The sequence below is a fragment of the Mycobacterium toneyamaense genome, from assembly GCF_055384815.1.
The window spans coordinates 3,801,659-3,822,608 of sequence record NZ_AP040333.1 but is presented as its reverse complement, the minus strand read 5'-3'; the positions used below and the strand labels follow the sequence as shown (position 1 = coordinate 3,822,608).

At 63.8% G+C, this 20,950-nt stretch carries 7 protein-coding genes; all 7 read left to right on the top strand.

The window, feature by feature from the left end:
• Positions 1–68 precede the first annotated feature (68 nt).
• Entirely contained in the window at positions 69–2,432 is a 2,364-nt protein-coding gene (locus ACZ5IQ_RS18335; protein ID WP_135356566.1) for a GGDEF domain-containing protein, read from the top strand.
• Between the two features lie 3 nt (positions 2,433–2,435).
• The gene (gene cobN, locus ACZ5IQ_RS18330) at positions 2,436–5,999 is read left to right on the top strand and encodes a cobaltochelatase subunit CobN (protein WP_464480061.1); all 3,564 of its coding nucleotides are present in this window, start codon (positions 2,436–2,438) and stop codon (positions 5,997–5,999) included.
• 97 nt (positions 6,000–6,096) lie between these two features.
• Complete coding sequence (locus ACZ5IQ_RS18325) at positions 6,097–11,187, top strand: DEAD/DEAH box helicase (protein WP_135356564.1); 5,091 nt, start codon at positions 6,097–6,099, stop codon at positions 11,185–11,187.
• Positions 11,184–13,988 carry a helicase-related protein gene (locus ACZ5IQ_RS18320; protein ID WP_135356563.1) on the top strand — a complete coding sequence of 935 codons (2,805 nt, stop codon included), beginning with the start codon at positions 11,184–11,186 and terminating at the stop codon, positions 13,986–13,988. The genes ACZ5IQ_RS18325 and ACZ5IQ_RS18320 overlap by 4 nt, the downstream gene beginning before the upstream one ends.
• Positions 13,985–17,833 carry an Eco57I restriction-modification methylase domain-containing protein gene (locus ACZ5IQ_RS18315; protein ID WP_464480060.1) on the top strand — a complete coding sequence of 1,283 codons (3,849 nt, stop codon included), beginning with the start codon at positions 13,985–13,987 and terminating at the stop codon, positions 17,831–17,833. The genes ACZ5IQ_RS18320 and ACZ5IQ_RS18315 overlap by 4 nt, the downstream gene beginning before the upstream one ends.
• Complete coding sequence (locus tag ACZ5IQ_RS18310; RefSeq protein WP_135356562.1) at positions 17,830–18,555, top strand: hypothetical protein; 726 nt, start codon at positions 17,830–17,832, stop codon at positions 18,553–18,555. The genes ACZ5IQ_RS18315 and ACZ5IQ_RS18310 overlap by 4 nt, the downstream gene beginning before the upstream one ends.
• A gap of 164 nt (positions 18,556–18,719) precedes the next feature.
• Positions 18,720–20,906 carry a hypothetical protein gene (locus tag ACZ5IQ_RS18305; protein ID WP_135356561.1) on the top strand — a complete coding sequence of 729 codons (2,187 nt, stop codon included), beginning with the start codon at positions 18,720–18,722 and terminating at the stop codon, positions 20,904–20,906.
• Positions 20,907–20,950 lie beyond the last annotated feature (44 nt).

The following is a 20,950-nucleotide window of genomic DNA, read 5'->3' as shown; positions in this document are numbered from 1 at the left end:
CCGCTGTTGCTTTTTCCGGCCCCGGTTGGGCGCGATCTGCGCAGGTCGCGACGTAGGCTGCTGTTCAGATGGCCGTCGCGACAGGGGAGGCGCAGTCCGTGTGGTCGGCGATGGTCAACGGGATTCGCTTCAGCGAGCCCCTCGAGTCCGAATTCCGATCGAGCTTCAACCAGTCGGGCCGCAAGTCCCGCCACGAGATGTGGGCCGTCCTGCTGATCGTGATCACCGCGGGCATCGCTTTTCACCACACCCTGCTGCGGGTGCCGCCCGAGGTCATGCCGCTGGGGCGTTCCCTGGTCCTGGCGGTCGCCGTGCCCATGGTGCTGCGCTGGCTCAGCGGAGACCGCAGCCCAGTGCAGCGCTGGTCGTCGCTGCTCTACATCGCGTCGGTGTACATCGACGTCGCGTGCCTGATGGTGCTGCGCATCGCGTGCATCCGGCATGGTCTGGACGTCGTGCCGCTGGTCATGCCCGCCGGGATCCTGATGAGTCTCATCGTCGTACAGATCCGCTTCGTGCTCCTGGCCCCGGCGATTCTGGCCGGTCTCGCCGGCATCGTGGCGACCGAGCTGACTGCGTTCGAGCCCACGAGCAACGAAATGTTCGACATCACCGCGTCGATCGCGATGGTGACAGTCGCGCTCAGCGCCGCCTACGAGCTCGAGCGGTCGACCCGGACCGGGTGGCTGCGCGCCCGCACGCTGGACCGCCTGACCCGCACCGACGCGCTGACCGGAGTGCCGAACAGGCGCTACTTCGACGAACAGCTCACGAGGCTGGCGCAGGCTGCGCAGCGCACGCACCAGAGCCTGGCGGTGCTGGTGCTCGACGTCGACGACTTCAAGGCCTTCAATGACCACAACGGTCACCTGGCCGGTGATGACTGCCTGCGCCGGGTCGGTGCCTATCTGGGTCGATCCCTGACCGGCGTGAATGAGCTCTGCGCTCGCCTCGGCGGTGAGGAGTTCGTCGCGGTGTGGTGTGCGACCGACCCGACCACGATGACAACTCGCGCCGAGGAGATCCGGTCCGGAATCGCCGCACTCGCCATCGACCGCGGCGAAGACGGTCGCGTCGTCACCGCTTCGGCCGGCCTGGCACACGATCCCGCGCCCGACCCGGCCGCGACCAGTGCCGTCGAGTTGCTCCGTCGCGCGGATTCGGCGCTCTACCGGGCCAAGCGCGACGGCCGCGACCGACTCGTCGTGGCAGATCCGCAGCTGCCCGCCATGGCGAGCCGCGACAGGAACGCCCACCCAGCGACGGCCGCGCCGGCCGGTGCGCCGCAGCCCGCTCCGGCGCGCGAGCAGGAAGCAGAGTTCGCGAAGGTGTACGACCGGCAGGGCCGCATCGCGCGGGCCGCGATCATGCTGGGTCTGGACGCCGTCTGCCTCGCGATGCTGTCGTCGTACAAGACCGTGCTGAAGATGCCGCCCGAATCGCAGGCGCTCGGCGTGTACACCCTGGTCTACGGGATCATGCCGATGGCGACGCTGGCCGCGCTGACCGCGCTGGTGCCCCGGCTCTACCGGTTCTCCGCTCCCACGTACGTCGCGGCCGTCGGCGTCATCACCAGCGCGCAGATGTACGAGCGGGTGATCCAGCTGCCGCAGGGCTACGACGTCGTCCCGTACCTCATGCCCACCGCGGTGCTGCTGAGCCTGTGCGTGGTGAAGATCCGGTTCCGGCTGCTGGCGCCATCGGTATTGGCCATTCTGCTGTGGGTGTCGGCGCTGGAGTTGTGGGTGTTCCCGTGGACCAGCAACAGGTTGCTCACCGTGGGCACGTCGATCTTCATGGTGATCGTGACCTTGCGGTTCTCCTACCGGCTCGAGCGATCGGTGCGGCTGGCGTGGCTCGACGAGCGCAAACTGGACGAACTCACCCGAACCGACCCACTGACGGGGTTGGCCAACCGGCGGTCGTTCGACGAGGCGCTCGACGCGCTCGACGAGTCGGTGGGGACCCGGTATGCGGCGCTGATGGTTCTCGACGTCGACGACTTCAAGGGCTTCAACGATCGGTACGGCCACCCGGCGGGCGACGACGCGCTACGCGCGATCGGCACCTGGCTACGGCTGGCGACGGTGGACGAGGACGTCGTCGTGGCGCGGGTCGGCGGTGAGGAATTCGCGGCGCTGTGGCGCGGTCCCGACAACAGCGACGGCACCGGGAAGCGGCGAGCTGAAGAACTCCGCAGCGGCATCGCCGGGCTGGGCCCCCTCGCGGATACGCCCACCACGCTGACCGCCTCGGCGGGATTCGCCGAGATGTCCCGGTCGGACTGCACCCCGGCCGGCGGTTTTGCCCGTGAACTTCTGGCCCGCGCCGACCGGGCCGTCTACGAGGCCAAAAACCGGGGCCGAAACCAGCTGGTCGAGGCGCCGTCAGGCACCGCAGAGCAGCCCGCATCGCCGGTGCGGTACGAATAGTCGGTGCCGACCGTACTGCTGCTCTCGACGTCCGACACCGATCTGATCACCGCCCGCGCCAGCGGCGCCGAGTACCGGTGGGCCAATCCGTCGCGGTTGATCGACGGCGAACTGGCGGACCTGTTGGCCGGTGCGGACCTGGCCGTGGTTCGGGTGTTGGGCGGCTATCGCACCTGGCAGGACGACATCGACGCCGTCGTCGCCACCGGTGTCCCGACGGTGGTGCTGTCGGGGGAGCAGACGCCCGACGCCGACCTCATGAGCCACTCGACTGTCCCGGCCGGCGTCGCGCTGCAAGCGCACATCTACCTGGCGCAGGGCGGCGTGACCAACCTGCGCCATCTGCACGCCTTCCTTTCCGACACCGTCCTGATGACCGGCTTCGGCTTCGGTGAGCCCGAGTCCACCCCGAGCTGGGGGCTGCTCGAGCGCGCGTCGGACGCGCATGGCCCGACCGTCGCGGTGCTCTACTACCGCGCCCAGCAGCTGGCCGGCAACACCGCCTACATCGACGCGCTGTGCCGGGCCATCGAGGAGGCCGGTGGCCGTCCGCTCCCGATTTTCTGCGCCTCGCTGCGCACCGCCGAACCCGAGCTCATCGAGCTGCTGGGGACCGCCGACGCCCTCATCACCACGGTGTTGGCGGCCGGCGGTGCGACGCCTGCCCTCGCGAGCGCCGGCGGCGACGACGACAACTGGAACGTCGCGCACCTTGCGGCCCTCGACATCCCCATCCTGCAGGGCCTGTGCCTCACCAGCTCGCGTGCCCAATGGGACGAGAACGACGACGGTCTGACGCCGCTGGATGTCGCATCGCAGGTGGCGGTGCCGGAGTTCGACGGCCGCATCATCACCGTCCCGTTCTCGTTCAAGGAGATCGACAGCGAGGGTCTGATCTCGTACGTCGCTGACCCGGAGCGCTGCGAGCGTGTCGCGCGGCTGGCGGTCCGGCACGCCCGGTTGAAGCACATCTCGCCGGCGGAAAAGCGTGTGGCCCTGGTGTTCTCGGCCTACCCGACCAAGCATGCCCGCATCGGCAACGCCGTCGGCCTCGATACCCCGGCCAGCGCCGTCGCGCTGCTGCGCGCCATGCGCGACTCCGGCTACCGCATCGGCGACATCCCCGGAGTCGACGCCGAGGACGGCGATGCCCTGATCCACGCCATGATCGAAAAGGGCGGCCAGGACCCCGACTGGCTCAGTACCGAGGCGCTCGAGGCCAACCCGGTCCGGGTGTCCGCCAAGGACTACCGCGCCTGGTTCGCGACGCTGCCCGCCGAACTCACCGACGCCGTCACCGAACACTGGGGTGCGGCGCCGGGTGAGCTGTTCGTCGACCGCTCGCAGGACCCCGACGGCGAAATCGTCATCGCGGCAATGGTTTCCGACAACATCGTGCTGATCGTCCAGCCGCCCCGCGGTTTCGGCGAGAACCCCGTCGCGATCTACCACGACCCGGATCTGCCGCCGAGCCACCACTACCTGGCGGCCTATCACTGGATCAACAAGCACTTCGGCGCCGACGTGATGATCCACCTGGGCAAGCACGGCAATCTGGAATGGCTGCCCGGCAAGACGCTCGGCATGTCCGCGGCGTGCGGCACCGACGCCGCGCTCGGCGACCTGCCGCTCGTCTACCCGTTCCTGGTCAACGATCCCGGCGAGGGCACGCAGGCCAAGCGCCGGGCCCACGCGGTGCTGGTCGACCACCTGATCCCGCCGATGGCCCGCGCCGAGACCTACGGCGACATCGCCCGGCTGGAGCAGCTGCTCGACGAGCACTCGACCATCTCGGCGCTGGACCCCGGCAAGCTCCCGGCGATCCGGCAGCAGATCTGGACGCTGATGCGCGCCGCCAAGATGGACCACGATCTGGGGTTGGAGGACCGGCCCGACGAGGACGTGTTCGACGACATGCTGCTGCACGTCGACGGCTGGCTGTGCGAGATCAAGGACGTCCAGATCCGCGACGGCCTGCACATCCTGGGCCAGGCGCCGGACGGTGAGGCCGAACTGGACCTGGTGCTGGCCATCCTGCGGGCGCGGCAGCTGTTCGGTGGCGAGCAGTCGGTGCCGGGCCTGCGCGAGGCCCTGGGGCTGGCCGAGGACGGATTTGCCGAGCGGGAGGCCGTCGACGCCGCTGAAGGCGAGGCCCGTGAACTGGTGGCCAAGCTGCAGGCGTCGGGTTGGGACGCGGCTGCGGTGTCCGGACTGACCGACAACGCCGAGGTCGCCAAGGTGCTGCGGTTCGCCGCCACCGAGGTGGTGCCGCGGCTGCGGGCCACCAGCCGCGAGGTCGACCAGATTCTGCATGCTCTCGGCGGCGGGTTCATCGCGGCCGGGCCGTCGGGCTCGCCGTTGCGTGGACTCGTGAACGTGCTGCCGACGGGACGCAACTTCTACTCCGTCGACCCCAAGGCCGTCCCGTCGAAGCTGGCGTGGGAAACCGGTGTGGCGATGGCGGATTCGCTGCTGGAGCGCTACCGCACCGACTACGGCCGCTGGCCCGAATCCGTCGGCCTCTCGGTGTGGGGCACGTCGGCTATGCGCACCGCGGGCGACGATATCGCCGAAGTGCTTGCGCTGCTCGGGGTTCGGCCCCTCTGGGACGACGCCTCCCGCCGCGTCGTCGGGCTGGAGCCGATCGCGCTGGCCGAGCTGGGCCGCCCGCGCATCGACGTCACCGTCCGCATCTCCGGCTTCTTCCGCGACGCCTTCCCGCACGTGGTGACCATGCTCGACGACGCCGTCCAGCTGGTGGCCGGACTCGACGAGTCGGCCGAGGACAACTACGTCCGCGCCCACGCGCAGGTCGACATCGCCGATCACGGTGACCAGAGGCGCGCCACCACAAGGATTTTCGGTTCGAAGCCGGGTACCTACGGCGCCGGCCTGCTGCAGCTCATCGACAGCCGCAACTGGCGTGACGACGCTGACCTGGCCGAGGTGTACACCGCGTGGGGCGGTTTCGCGTATGGCCGCGGCCTCGACGGCGCACCGGCGACCGACGACATGAACCGGGCGTACCGGCGAATCTCGGTGGCGGCCAAGAACACCGACACCCGCGAGCACGACATCGCCGACTCCGACGACTACTTCCAGTACCACGGCGGCATGGTCGCGACGGTCCGGGCGCTGACCGGCAAGGACCCCGCCGCGTACATCGGCGACAACACCCGGCCCGACGCCGTCCGCACCCGCACGCTGTCCGAAGAGACCACGCGGGTGTTCCGGGCGCGTGTCGTCAACCCGCGCTGGATGACCGCCATGCGCCGGCACGGCTACAAGGGCGCCTTCGAGATGGCGGCCACCGTCGACTACCTGTTCGGGTACGACGCCACCGCGGGCGTCATGGCCGACTGGATGTACGAGCAGCTGACGCAGAGCTACGTGCTCGACCCGGAGAACCGCAAGTTCATGTCCGAGTCCAACCCGTGGGCGCTGCACGGCATGGCCGAGCGGCTGCTCGAGGCCGCCGGCCGGGGTATGTGGGCCGAACCGGAATCCGCCACGCTCGACGGACTCAAGCAGGTGCTGCTGGAGACCGAAGGGGAGTTGGAGGGCTAATCCGGGCGCACATTTCGCCAAACTTGTCGGCGGCAGGTCGTATCCTGACTGGCTGGCCGCCGGTCGGCTAGAACAGGCTTCATTTGGGGGGTGCTGAGTGGACGTATTCCAGATCCACAAGCAACTGATCGACGACTATCGCGGGTTCACCACGGCCGGCGTCGACATCCGTGACGACCGGATTCGCGTGGAAATCGAAAAGTCGCTCGACGAAGGCAGACAGTGGCCTGAGCCCTGGGTCTCGCTCAACCCGATGTTCGCTTCGGGCGGCAGCATCGACGAGCTGGTTGCCGAGGGTTTGGTCGACGGAGAGTGTTCATTCATCTTCCGCGACAAGACGACCATTGACGACCGCGGATCCGCCCCGATCACCTTGCATAAGCACCAGCGTGATGCGGTGGAGATTGCGCGCACCGGCAAGTCGTATGTCCTCACCACTGGTACTGGGTCGGGCAAGTCGTTGTCGTACATCGTCCCGATCGTCGACCACGTACTGCGGATGGGCGCCGACCGGCCGAAGGGCGTGAAGGCGATCATCGTTTATCCGATGAATGCGCTGGCCAATAGCCAGCTCGAAGAGCTGCGGAAGTTCCTCGTCTACGGCTATGGCGACGGGAACGAGCCGGTTACGTTCGAGCGGTACACCGGCCAGGAGTCGGAGGAAAAACGTGAGCAGATTCTGGCGAACCCGCCCGACATTCTGCTGACCAACTACGTGATGCTCGAACTGCTGCTGACCCGGCCGAATGAGCGCAAGGCGTTGATTGGTGCGGCCCACACACTCAAATTCCTGGTCCTCGACGAACTGCACACCTATCGCGGCCGGCAGGGGTCGGATGTGGCGATGTTGGTGCGGCGCGTGCGTGATGCCTGCGGATCCGGCGAACTGCAGTGCATCGGTACCTCGGCCACGATGGCGTCGGGCGGGTCGATCGGTGATCAGAAGGCCACGGTCGCAGCTGTTGCTACGCAAATCTTCGGCGACGACGTCACGCCTGAGCGGGTGATTGGAGAAACCCTCACGCGGGCAACGTCGGCGGGTCCGGTGATGAGCCTGGACCTCACTGCTGCGTCTTACGACGAGTTGGTGAAAGCACCGCTGGCGGGTTGGGTCGAGGAAGCGTTTGGGCTGACACAGAATGAGGGGCAGCTTGTCCGTCAGCGCCCGCAGCGGGTGTCGGATGCGGCCGAACAGCTCGCCCAACAAGCGGGTACCTCTAAGAAGGCAGCTACTGACGCTATCGAGAAGACCCTGCTCGTCGGGGCCAACGCGATCAACCCGAAAACCAACCGGCCACTCTTCGGGTTCCGGCTTCACCAGTTCCTGTCGAAGGGCGAGGGCGTTCTGGTATCGCTGGAAACCCCAGAGACGCGGCACATCGCGACGTCGTATCAACTGAAGGTACCGGGTCAGCCGGACCACCTGCTGCTGCCGGTGAGTTTCTGCCGTGAATGTGGCCAGGAGTACGTCGTGGTCACACGCACGACCAATGGTGACGGAACCACGTACCGGTCCCGCAATGATCGGGAAAGCTCGGACAACAACGCAGACGGCTATCTCTACATCTCAACCGATTTTGCGTGGCCGCAGGACCCGGAGGTCGATCACCGATACCCCGAATCCTGGATGGAGCACGGTCAACTCAAACCGAACGTGGTGAAGTACCGGCCACAGCGGGTCCGGGTGCTGCCAGATGGTACCGAGACGAACACAGGCGGCGTCGACGCCGCCTTCATTACCGGTGCGTTCAGGTTTTGCCTGCGCTGCGCGGTGACCTACCAGCGCGCCGGTACAACGGATTTCGCGCGCTTGGCACCACTAGACGCCGAAGGCCGATCGTCGGCGATGACGGTGATCGCCGCATCGGTTGTCCGTAGCCTCAAGGGTTTGCCTGCCGACGCGCTACCCAAGAACGCACGCAAGTTGCTCACGTTCGTCGACAACCGTCAGGATGCCAGCCTGCAAGCCGGACACTTCAACGATTTCGTACAGGTGACACAACTGCGCGGTGCGCTGTATCGGGCGCTGCTCGACGCTGAGGACGGCCTCACGCACGAAGACATCGCACGCAAAGTGGCGCAGACCATCGGGCTCGATTTCGCCGATTACGCCGCGAGTGCTGAGGCTGAATTTGGTATGCGTCGCAAGGCCGAGGCCGCCCTGCGGGCGGTGATCGAGTTTCGCCTGTATGCCGACCTGCAGCGCGGTTGGCGTGTCACTATGCCAAACCTGGAGCAGACAGGCCTACTGCATATCGACTATGACTCGCTCGATGAGATCATTGCCAGCGAAAAGCTTTGGGAAGGAACGCACCCTGCGCTGCGCGATGCAACGCAACAGGCCCGCTACGACGTGTGCTTCAACCTTCTTGAGCAGTTGCGCCGCGAGCTTGCGATCGACGCCGAGTGTCTCAGCGAGTATGGGTTTGAACGTGTGTTGAGCCAGTCGGCACAACATCTTGTGGAACGATGGCAGCTCACCCTGGGCGACAAACTCGGCCATAACAGCAAGATCGGCATCACGGATACGTCTGACCCACGTACCCGCACGTTGTCGCCTCGTCTGACACCTCGATCGTCGATCGGGCGGTACGTCCGGGAGAAGTTGCGCGATCACGACGGGACCAGACTCACCGAGTCGGACGCTGAACTGGTTCTGGGCCAGATGCTTTCATGCCTGGAACGCGCCGGCTTGCTCACGGACTCCATGACCGAGGTGCGCAAGGGAATGGGCTACCGACTGCGGGCGGCTGCGTTGATCTGGCGGGCCGGGGACGGCACCAGCGGCGTTGTTGACGCCACCCGTAAGCGCGTCGATGGCGAGGGAGCGCGGGTCAATCCGTTCTTCCGCGACTTGTATCGCGACACTGCGGAGACGTTGCGTGGGCTGTATGCCAAGGAACACACTGCCCAGGTCTCGTCCGCTGAACGGCAGGATCGGGAAGCCGAATTCCGCGAAGCGGACCTACCTTTGCTGTTCTGTTCGCCCACAATGGAATTGGGTGTCGACATTAAGGGCCTCAACGCGGTGGGCCTGCGCAATGTGCCGCCGACGCCGGCGAACTATGCGCAGCGCAGCGGCCGGGCCGGCCGAAGTGGTCAGCCAGCGCTCGTCGTCACTTACTGTGCGAGCGGTAACGCGCACGACCACTATTACTTCCGGCGGTCCGAAGACATGGTGGCCGGGTCGGTCGCCCCACCGCGGCTGGATTTGGCCAATGAGGCGCTACTGCGTTCGCATTTGCACGCCATCTGGCTGGCCGAAACCGATGAACACCTGAGTTCGAGCATGCGGGGTCTCCTTGACCTGGACAAGCCGGGCTTCCCCATCAAACACGATATCGACGGCTTCCTGTCGAAAAGTGCTGCGGTGCAGAAGGCTACGGCCCGAGCCAAGGAACTCGTCGCTGCGCTGGAACCTGCGTTGCGTGAAACTATGTGGTGGACCGATGACTGGGTCGAGCAGACGATGCGTTCGGCCTATCGGCAGTTCGACGAGGCGTGCAACCGGTGGCGTTCGCTGTATCTCGCTGCGCAGGCCGACCGCGAGAAATTCCACAAGGTCGTTGGTGATCACAGTGCCAGCACCAAAGAGATCGAAGCCGCGAAAGTCCGACGCGCACAAGCGGAAAACCAGTTGCGTCTGTTGGTCAACGACGACACCGGCCAGCAGTTCTCCGACTTCTACACCTACCGCTACTTCGCAGCCGAAGGCTTCCTGCCCGGCTACAACTTCCCACGCTTACCGCTTGCCGCATTCATTCCTGGGCGCGGCAGCGCCAAGGACGGCGACTACATCCAACGGCCGCGCTTCCTGGCGATCAGCGAGTTCGGTCCCAATGCGCTTATCTACCATGAGGGTTCGCGTTACGAGGTGGTGCGCATCCAGTTGCCGATGGACGCTGCCGCCGACGGCAGCTTGGTCACCAGCTCGGCGCGCACGTGTGAAGCCTGTGGCTACCACCATGACCGAGGGCCGGGGCTCGAACGCTGCGAATACTGCAACACCCTGCTGCCGAAGCCGCGCCGCGGCTTGATGCGGATGGAAACGGTATTTACCAGGCGCAGGGAACGCATTTCGTCGGACGAGGAGGAGCGTCGTCGCGCGGGATTCGAGATTGCGACGTCATTCAAGTTCACCCCGAACCACAACCGCGACGACTCGACGGTTTCGGACGGTGACGGCACACTCGCAGAACTCGCCTACGGTGACACGGCGTTGATCCGTCGGACCAATCTCGGCCGCCGACGCCGCAAAGACCCCAACGAACATGGGTTCTGGCTGGATCTGGCGAAAGGCAACTGGTTATCGGAGAAGATCGCCGGTGATATGGATGACGACGACAGCGACATCGACGATGTCGGCAAGGTCAAGTTGAAGGACAAGGTCATCCCGTATGTGGAGGACACCCGCAACATTCTGCTGTTCCGCGTTGCGGAAGCAATCGGCTCGAACGAGGCGGTGACGCTGCAATACGCCCTGGAGCGTGGGATCGAGGCCGAGTTCCAGTTGGAGGACTCCGAGCTATCCACCGAACTGCTGCCCGACCCTGATGAGCGCGGCCGAATGCTGTTCACCGAGTCCGCCGAGGGCGGTGCCGGGGTTCTGCGTCGGATCGCCGCGGAGCCTGAAGCCTTGGCACGTGCAGCCAGGAAGGCACTCGAAATCTGCCATTTCGATGCCGCTGGCGCTGATGTCAAACCCGATTGCGTGCAGGGCTGCTATGACTGCTTGTTGTCATACGGAAATCAGCTGTACCACACCAAGATTGACCGTCATATCGTCTGCGACTACTTGCTGCGGCTGGCGAGAGCGATCACCTCGCAGAAGGCCAAGGCGCAATTTGAGGACTTGGACCGGCAATCGACCTCGACGCTGGAACACGACTTCCTGGGGTACCTCAAGGCCCGCGGCCTGCGGGTGCCGACGGAGGCGCAGCGGCGGATCGATGCGCTCAAGGTTCGGCCAGACTTCGCCTACCGGCTGGACAGCGGGATAGCGGTGGCTGTGTTCATCGACGGCCCGGTGCACGATGCGGAGTCCGTTGCCGAACGTGATGCTGCTGCCGAAGAGCGCTTGTATGACGCCGGTTGGGAGGTCGTGCGGTTCCGGTACGACGACGACTGGGACGCAGTCGCTGGGGGCCACGAATGGGTGTTTGGCAAGATTAAGGAGACCGCGCAGTGACCTTAGCGGCAACGAGTTTCGCTCCGGGCAGTCTCGTCTCCGCGCGAGGTCGGGAATGGGTCGTTCAACCCGACAGCATCGGCGATTTTCTAATTCTTCGTCCGCTTGGCGGTGCCGACGACGATATCGCCGGCGTCTTCCTCAGCGAAGGCGTCCAGGCTGCCACCTTTGCACCGCCCTCTCCGGATGATCTCGGCGACAATTACAGCGCCACCCTCTTGCGTGACGCAATCAAAGTCGGATTCCGTTCGACCACAGGACCTTTCCGTTGCCTGGCGTCGATCAACGTGGAGCCGCGGTCGTATCAACTGGTGCCATTGATGATGGCACTCCGGCAGGACGTCGTACGACTGCTCATTTCCGATGATGTCGGTATCGGTAAGACCGTCGAGGCATCGTTGATCGCGACCGAGCTGCTAGAGACCGGCGCAGCCAACGGGTTGGTGGTCTTGTGCAGCCCGGCTCTGGCCGAGCAGTGGCAGGCCGAACTGCGGCAGAAGTTCGGCATCGAGGCCGAGTTGGTGTTGCCGTCGACGGTGACACGGTTGGAGCGCGGCCTGATAGGCACTGAGTCACTGTTCGACCGCTACCGCCACGTGGTGGTGTCGACCGACTTCATCAAGTCGCACCGTAGGCGGCATGAATTCCTGCGCACGTGTCCGGATTTGGTGATCGTCGACGAGGTGCACACCTGTGTCGCTGCGGCCGGGCTCTCAGGTTCCGGTCGTACACAGCGATACGACTTGATCCGTGAATTAGCCAACGACGCGAATCGGCACCTGATCCTGGTGAGCGCCACACCCCACAGCGGTCAGGACGAGGCGTTCGAGAATTTGATCCGATTACTGGACAAGGATTTTCGCCTGCACGCGCTCGATTTGGCACAGGGCCGTGAGAAGTTGGCCCGGCATTTCGTACAGCGTCGCCGCAGCGATATCCGGGTCTTCCTCGACCAAGAGACGCCGTTTCCGAAAGATCGTGAATCGCAGGAAGTCGCGTATTCGCTGAGCCCTGAGTACCGCGCGCTGTTCGACCAGGTGCTCGACTACGCTCGCGAAACTGTCCGGACGGACGACGGGGGAGTCGCCAAACGAGTCAATTGGTGGTCCGCGCTGGCTCTGCTGCGGGCATTGGCCTCGTCTCCTCGCGCAGCTGCTCAGACACTGCGGACCCGAGCGGCGTCACTGGAAGCAGACAACCCGAACGAAGCTGATCAGATCGGTCGCGCCGCGGTGCTGGATCTGCCCGACCTGGACACCCTCGAGTCAGTCGACTCGACGCCAGGTGCTGATTCCGGTAGTCCGCAGGCCCGCAAGCTCACGGCATTCCGCAAGGCAGCCGAGGCGCTGGAGGGCAAGGACACAAAAGCCACCGAGTTGGTGAAGGTGGTCAAAAAGCTCCTCACCGAGGATTACAACCCGATCGTGTTCTGCCGTTTCATCCACACTGCCGAGTATGTGGCGGAGGTGCTGACGGCCAAGCTCGGGCGCAAGGTGACTGTGCAAGCGGTCACCGGCGCGCTCCCGCCAGAAGAACGCGTTGCCCGCATCGAGGAGTTGGCTGTCGCGGGTGGGCAGCATGTGCTGGTCGCCACCGACTGCCTGGCCGAGGGCGTCAACTTGCAGGATGACTTCCAGGCAGTCATCCACTACGACCTGGCGTGGAACCCGACTCGCCACGAACAACGCGAAGGCCGTGTCGACCGGTTCGGTCAGCGGCGCGACGTAGTGCGTGCAGTCACGTTGTACGGCAAGGACAATCACATCGACGGCATCGTCCTCGAGGTACTGCTGCGCAAGCACGAACGCATCCGTAAAGCGACGGGTGTTTCGGTGCCAGTGCCCGACAGCAGCGACGCGGTCGTCGAGGCACTTATGGAGGGCCTGCTGTTCCGCGGCGTGGAAGCCGAGCAGTTGTCGCTCGACCTGGATATGTCCAAACAGCGCGATTCACTGCACGCGGAATGGGATAGTGCCGCTGAACGCGAGAAGCTGTCGATGACCAAGTATGCGCAAGCGGCCATCAAACCTGCCGAGGTACAACGGGAAATCGATGACGTCCGTGCCGGTATGGGAACACACGCCGATATCAAAGACCTGGTGCGGCGGGCGCTGAGCGAACTCGGCTCGACCGTGGTGGACCGCAAAGACGGCGTGCAGGCGTCCACAGCCAATCTGCCGTTGGGGCTTCGAAATGCGTTACCGCTCGGCAAGTCCGATCCTCTGCTGTTCGCTGACGACCTGCCAGTGGGCCGTGGCGATGCGGTGTTGCTGCGTACCGACGAGTCAGTGTCCGCTATCGCTGACTACGTGTTGCAGTCAGCGCTCGACTCTGAGCTCCCGGCCGGGGCGCGCCCCGCGCGGCGGTGTGCCGTCATCCGCACCCGCGATGTCGCCAAGCGGACGACACTGCTGCTGGTGCGCTACCGATTCCATCTGGAACTGCCGTCACGGACGGGGCAGCGCAAGCTAGTGGCCGAGGAGCTCGTATCGCTGGCTTTTGCGGGTTCACCGGTCAGCCCTGAGTGGCTCGAAGACATGGCACCGCTCTTCGCCGCCGTGCCATCGCAGAATATCCCTGAGCAGCAGGCACATTCGGCTGCTGGACGGGCCCTCGCCGAGCTCGACAAACTGGACGGGCACCTACGCGAGGTCGGAGAAGTGTTGGCCGCCAGAGTTTTCGAATCACACCGGCGAGTCCGTCAGGCCAGCCACGAGCTCGTCCGTGGCCTGAAGGTGACGGTCGAACCGAACGCCGACATCGTCGGCGCGTACCTCTACCTGCCGGAGGTGACCGCGTGAGTGACACATTTGTCGGTGTGCGGGTGCAAGGCGGGCTGATCCCCGCGGGCGTTCTCACCCGTATCTCGGTCGGCGATATGGACGGCTCGTCGGCTGCTGACTACCACCTCGCCGGTGGTGAGTCGGTGCGTGACGCCGCGAACCGGGTGTGGGCGTACATGCGCGGAGTGTGGAAGCGCTTCGAAGACGAACTCACCAGTCTGAACAATAGCGACGCCGCCATCGGCCTGACGCGCGAACGGTTCCTGCTGCCGCTGCTGAATCAGCTCGATTATGGCCGGATTCCGCCTGCACCGGCCGGCGGGCTGGGTGGCGACGACGATTCAGAGAAGCGGTTCGCTATCTCGCATCTGTGGGCCGACGACATCCCAATCCACCTGCTCGGTGCCGGGGTGAATCTCGATAAGCGCACACCGGGTGTGTCGGGCGCGGCGAAACAGGCGCCGCAGTCGATGGTCCAGGAATACCTGAACCGCTCCGGCAGGCATCTGTGGGCGATCCTGTCCAACGGCAGAACCCTACGGCTACTGCGTGATTCGACATCGCTGGCCGGTTCGGCCTACATCGAATTCGACCTCGACGCGATCTTCGCTGGTGAGTTGTTCTCGGACTTCCTGCTGCTGTACCGGATGTGCCACCAGTCGCGGCTCGCCGCACTGGACGCGGAGGTTGGGCAGGCGTCGTGCTGGATGGAACGTTGGCGTGAGGCGGCTGCCCAGACCGGTGCCCGTGCGTTGGACCAGCTGCGCGACGGTGTGGTCGAGGCACTTGAGACCCTCGGGAACGGCTTCCTCACCTATCCCGGCAATCAAGGTCTGCGGGAGCGCCTCTGCTCGGGGGAATTGGCGGTCAGCGATATGCACCACGCGTTGCTGCGGGTGGTGTACCGGCTGCTGTTCACCTTTGTAGTCGAGGACCGGGGTGTATTGCATTCCAGCGATGCGGATACCGCTGTCAGGGAACGGTATTCGCGGTACTTCTCGACTGGCCGACTGCGTAGTGTGGCGCGCCGTCGGCTGGGAGACCGGCACGCCGACCGCTGGTCAGCACAGGTTCTAGTGTGGCGGGGGCTGGCACAGGGCATGCCCGAACTTGGGTTGCCGGCGCTCGGTGGATTGTTCGAGAACGGGCCGCTGGACTTCCTTTCGGACTACGGCATCCGTAACGCCGATTTCCTCAGTGCGGTGCGCGCGCTGTCGGTGGTGAAAGGCAAGTCGGATCGGCTGTGGCCGGTGGACTACCGCAACCTCGATGCTGAAGAACTCGGCAGCATCTACGAGTCGCTACTGGAATTCCACCCGCCGTCGGACCCGGTGCAGTCGTATTCGCTGCTGGAGGCCGCGGGGAACGAGCGCAAGGGCACCGGATCGTTTTACACGCCAACATCATTGGTGGAATGCCTGCTGGATTCTACGCTCGACCCGGTGCTCGACCGTGCGATGGCGGCTGACGATCCTGATGCGGCGCTGCTCGCGGTGACGGTGTGCGACCCGGCCTGTGGATCAGGCCACTTCCTTGTTGCCGCGGCCCGCCGTATTGCGAAACGGCTTGCCGCACACCGCACCGGTGATCCAGAACCGCCGCCCGAGCAGGTCCGCACCGCTCTGCGTGAGGTGGTTGGCAAGTGTGTCTACGGCGTGGACGTGAACCCACTCGCTGCCGAACTGGCGAAGGTGTCGCTCTGGCTGGAGGCGATGGAACCCGGCAGACCGTTGGCGTTTCTGGACGCGCAGATCAAGGTCGGCAACGCGCTGATCGGAGCGACACCGAGGCTGCTGGAAGAAGGCATCCCCGATGACGCGTTTAAGCCGATCGAAGGCGACGACAGGAAGGTCGTCGCGGCACTCCGGAAGCGAAACGCCAGTGAGCGCAAGCATCCTGACCAGTACGAGTTTTTCGCCGCCGATGAGCTCGAAACGGTGCACAACGCGAAGCTGGCCGTAGCGATGCGGAATGTTGTTGCCGAGCGGGCACTGTCGCTGGCCGACGTGCACGTACAGCGCAAACGGCTCAGCGACTACGTGGCATCCGATGACTACCGTCACGCGAAGCTCGTCGCTGATGCATGGAGCGCGGCATACGTCTGGCGAAAGGCCGAAGGCGCGGTGCCGGCGATCACTCAAGCCAAATTCGAGCAGCTGCTCAAAGATTCGGATGCGCTGGACGCTGCACAGCGTGCGGAAGTTGAACGGCTGGCCGCCGAATATCGGTTTTTTCATTGGCATTTGGAGTTCCCGCATCTGTTTCCGCCTGCGTCGCAAGGTGGTTCGTTCAACGAGGTAACGGGCTGGGCTGGTGGCTTGTCGGTGATCTGCGGCAACCCGCCGTGGGAGCGGGTCAAGCTGCAGGAGCAGGAATTCTTTGCCGCGCGCGATGCGGAGATCGCTGGTGCTCGAAATGCGAACGCGCGCAAGAATCTGATCAAGAAGCTCGCCGACTCCAATCCGGTACTGCTGGATGAGTTCGAAGCCGCCAAGCGCGAAGCAGAAGGAGCCTCACACTTTCTACGGAATTCGGGCCGTTACCCGCTCAACGGGCGTGGGGACATCAACACTTACGCGGTGTTTGCGGAGGCCGGACGGCATGTCACTGGTGCAGATGGCCGGTGCGGTCTGATCCTACCTTCTGGGATCGCAACCGATGCCACCACGCAGTTCTTCTTCAAGGATCTCGTGCAAAGGTCAGCGCTGGCGAGTCTGTACGATTTCGAGAACGCGAGACCGCTATTCGTAGGAGTCCACCGTTCGTACAAGTTTTGCCTTCTGACCGTGGCGGGCCGCAACGATCATGTGGCCAGCGCCGACTTCTCGTTCTTCGCGCATCACCCCAGTGATCTTCTGCGGGAGAATGCGCGATTCACATTGACACCCGAGGAGATTCAACTCCTCAACCCCAACACGGGCACCTGCCCGGTCTTTCGTACCCGCCGCGACGCCGAGATCACCCTCGGCATCTACCGGCGCGTGCCGGTGCTGATCAAGGAAGGTGACCCGGACGGAAACCCGTGGGGCATCAAATTCATGCGAATGTTCGACATGTCGAATGACTCACACCTCTTCCACACCCGCGAAGAACTTGAGGCAGACGGCTGGGTCCTCAACGGCAACGTCTTCGAGAAAACTGACGGGGGGGGGGGGACCCTTCTCATGGTTCCGCTGTTTGAGGCGAAGATGATTCACCTCTACGACACACGTTGGGCCACATATGAACCCGACGGTTCGACTCGCTACATGACCGAAGCCGAGAAGGCCGAGCGGGTTACGCCCATGCCGCGGTACTGGGTCGCGGAGCGGGACGTTGATGCAAAACTTGCTGGGCACCAGGGCAAGCCGTGGTTTCTGGTGTGGCGGTGGATTGCCCGATCGACAGATGAGCGGACGTTCATCGCAAGTCTGGTTGGCCGCGTAGGTGCGGGAAACAGCCTCCCACTTGCGATCTTCATGGAAGATCGCACCTTGCTCGCAGGAGCGTGGGCATCGTTTGCGCTCGACTTCATTGCAAGGCAAAAGCTCGGCGGCGCCAACATGACCTTCGGAACGGTCGAGCAGGTCGCCGTCCCTGTGCCCGGAACACGGTTAGGTGGAGTCGACTCCGAGTACGTCGGTGTCCGAGTTGACCGCCTCAACGGCTGGATCGCGGACCCAATCGAGCGGGCGAACGTCCGAGCTGAACTTGACGCGTACTACTTCCACCTGTACGGCCTCACCCGTGACGACGTCGACTACGTGATGGAGACCTTCCCGATCGTGAAACGCAAAGACGAAGCGGCACACGGTGAATACCGCACCAAGCAGTTGATTCTGGTGGCGTACGACAACTTAACCACGATCATGGAGGCTTCGTGACGAGACACCGCATGCTTCCGCTCTACGAAGCGAAGATGATCCACCACTACGACCACCGTTGGGCGACATACGAACCCGATGGCTCCACTCGCGACGTGACGATTGAAGAAAAGCGCGATCCCAACTTCGTTGTCCAGCCACGCTATTGGGTGCGTGAAGAGGTTGTTGCCCAGGCCTTGGCAGGGGTTTCGGACGCGGGTGAATGGTTGCTGGGCATCCGGGACGTCGCACGCAACACAGATGAACGGACCGTAATTTCAGCCCGGTTTCCACGTGCAGCGGTCGGGAACAACTTGCCAGTCATAGTGGGTGCGGCGGACGAGCGACGGTTGGCAGCGAACCTCAGTTCGTTTGCCATGGACTTCCTTGGGCGGCCAAAGGTCGGAGGCACTCACGTGAACTTCTTCATCGCCAACCAGCTTCCTGTGTTGCCGCCTACAGCTTACGAGGAGCGTTCGCCATGGTCCGCTGGGACGATAGGCGAGTGGGTCGATGAAAGGGTTGACTTTCTGACTGCCGCTTGGGGCTATGAATCCGCGCGTGAGGCTGCACGGGCAGATCTTGACGCCGGGTTCTTTCACCTTTACGACATTTCTCGGGACGATGTTGACTACATCATGGACACGTTCCCGATTGTCAAACGGAAGGACGAAGCTGCACATGGCGACTACCGAACGAAGCGTCTGATTCTTGCTGCCTACGATGCATTAGCTGAGCATTAGCTGGCCACGGCCATGCCTGCTGACAAACTTGCCGGAACGACTCGGAGGCATGGATCCGGGCATGGCAGGATGTTGTCGCGGCAATTCGCTGTCGGGTGGCTTCGGTCCTCGGGATCGCCGCAGTTCGGCCACGCTGGGCGTCGACAATGAGCGGCGATGGGTTGGTGTCCGACGGTGAGGCGACGGGGTCCGAGCCCGGACGCGACATCGCGGCGAGTTCTCCTAACCTGCTGTTGGAGATGCTTCGACTCACGGCTGGTGAGGATGCTCGGCCGTTTGTCGTTGCCGATCGCCAGACAGCTGCAATGATTCCGAACTTGGCTTCGGAGTGGGAGGTTGTCGAAGCCGAGCCGTCGCGGACCGCGGAACTCGTCAACGCGTGCGAGCCGGGCCGCACTACAATTGTCTTGCCGCCGTGGGTCCGAGAGCATCACCCACAACGTGCCACGTTCGAATCAATGCTCCTGCAATGCGAAGTAGTTGCAGGCTCGCAGCTGGTGGTGCTGCTACCTACGTCAGTACTAATCAGCCGTCAATACGAGCAATTTCGAAACCAACTTATTGGGCGCTGGCACCTTTCGCTGATTGCTTCCATCTCCGGAAACCTCGTTGGTGTCCATTCTTCCTTTTCATCGACGATCCTCTGCCTGGTTGCACGGTCTGACAACGCGCAACCGACCAGGATGTTCCAGGCGAGTGAGCAGGCTGAACCGGCTGTGATACTTGAAGACTTTCGCAGGCTGATGCGGCGTGAGGGTGGATCGTCCCGCTTCGGCTTTGTTTTACGCGAAGGGATTTCAGGTACAAGGTTCGACCATCGACTCCATGACCCGAGGCTCCGCGCGATGCGTGGCGATCTTGGTTCATTTGGGTCTGTTGTTGGATTAGGCGACGTATTCACGGTGGAGGCCGGACCACGAATCGATCCGCGAGAGCTCTTGCTTCGGAGTACCCACTCGTCCGTTCGAGTTATCACTGGCAGGGACATTCAGCGAGACAACCGGATTGGGCTCGCCAATGCGGCTACAAAGTTCATCGAGAATCCGCCCCAACTCCTGAAGGCCGACGATGTGCTGGTTCGGGCGCTGCAACCACTAGGTCGCCGCGGCGGGTTCGTGTGGGCTCGAGTTCACGACGAAGACCTACCGGCCGTCCCCGAGCAGTCGACGCTCATTCTTCGCTCCACCGGAATTGTCTCAATCACAGCGGAGGAGTTCGTCCTTCGGTATATCGGTTCAGAACTGGCCGCACGTCTTTCAAAAGGGCACCTGATCAAGGTGACCCCTGTGGGATTGGCGGACGAGCGGGTCCCCCTTCCTGACGCGGACATCACCGAGGCATATGAGGAGGTCCGTTCGGCGCGTGACTTCGGCGACGAACTCTCGCGCGACGCGGCTACGGCACTGGACTCGATATTCATCGGGGCCGAACCTAGGGTACTTCGAACGAACTTTCTGCAGGGAACTCGCGAACTGCGCTGGGCGGTGCGAGCTGCGACTGGCGTCAAGACTCTGCCTGGCCTCGTTCGGACGCAATTTCCGTACCCGCTTGCCTACCGCTGGCGGGTCGCCGAATCTCACCTGTCGGCGGGGCCGACGCGAGAGGCGCTAAACTCCCAGCTGGACGTGGCTGAGCAGCTACTTGGGTACCTTGCCCTGGCTGGGCTTGCGCTTGCCCGGGAATCCGGCATTGAGACCGCTGCCGCTGGCACTATTCGGGCGAAGCTAGGTCGTGGAGAAGGTCCGACGGTCGGGGACTGGCACAATGCACTGCTTGAATTCCAGGGTCGAAAGTTTGCTGTGCTAGACAATGCTCTTGGTTTGGCTGAGCTTCGTAGCTTCGCGCAACGATGCGAGTCTGCAATTCGGTATGTCGTAAGGGTACGTAACGACGAAGCACACCAACGGCGGGTCGACGAGGTTGATCTTCCGGAAGTCTGCAAGACGTTGGCCCGCGAGGTTGAATCGCTTTTCCAGGGAGCGGATTTTCTTGCCGACGTTTCACTTATCCTCGTCGAGGACACCCGGTGGGACGCCTTGCGCGGTACTGGGGAGGCGACTTACAGAAGGCTTGCGGGCGATCATCCAGTCGTTCCGGCAGAGCATATTTCGGTTGCAGAGTCGAATGTCGAACGCGGAAGTCTCTATATTCGAGACCTTTCGGGAGCGCTACATCTCATGCGCCCGTTCATGATTGGTATGACCTGTCCGATCTGCCGTGCGTTGTCGGTATTTCATGTCGATGGGATTGGAACACGCGGAGCACTGCTGAAGAGCCTCGAAAATGGGCACAAGGTTGAAAGCAATGACGATCTGGCACCTGCGTTGAGGGCAGTGGGGCTTCTCGGATGACCGAGTGCGGGCCGGACCAAACGCCTTATCTTCGACGCCTACGA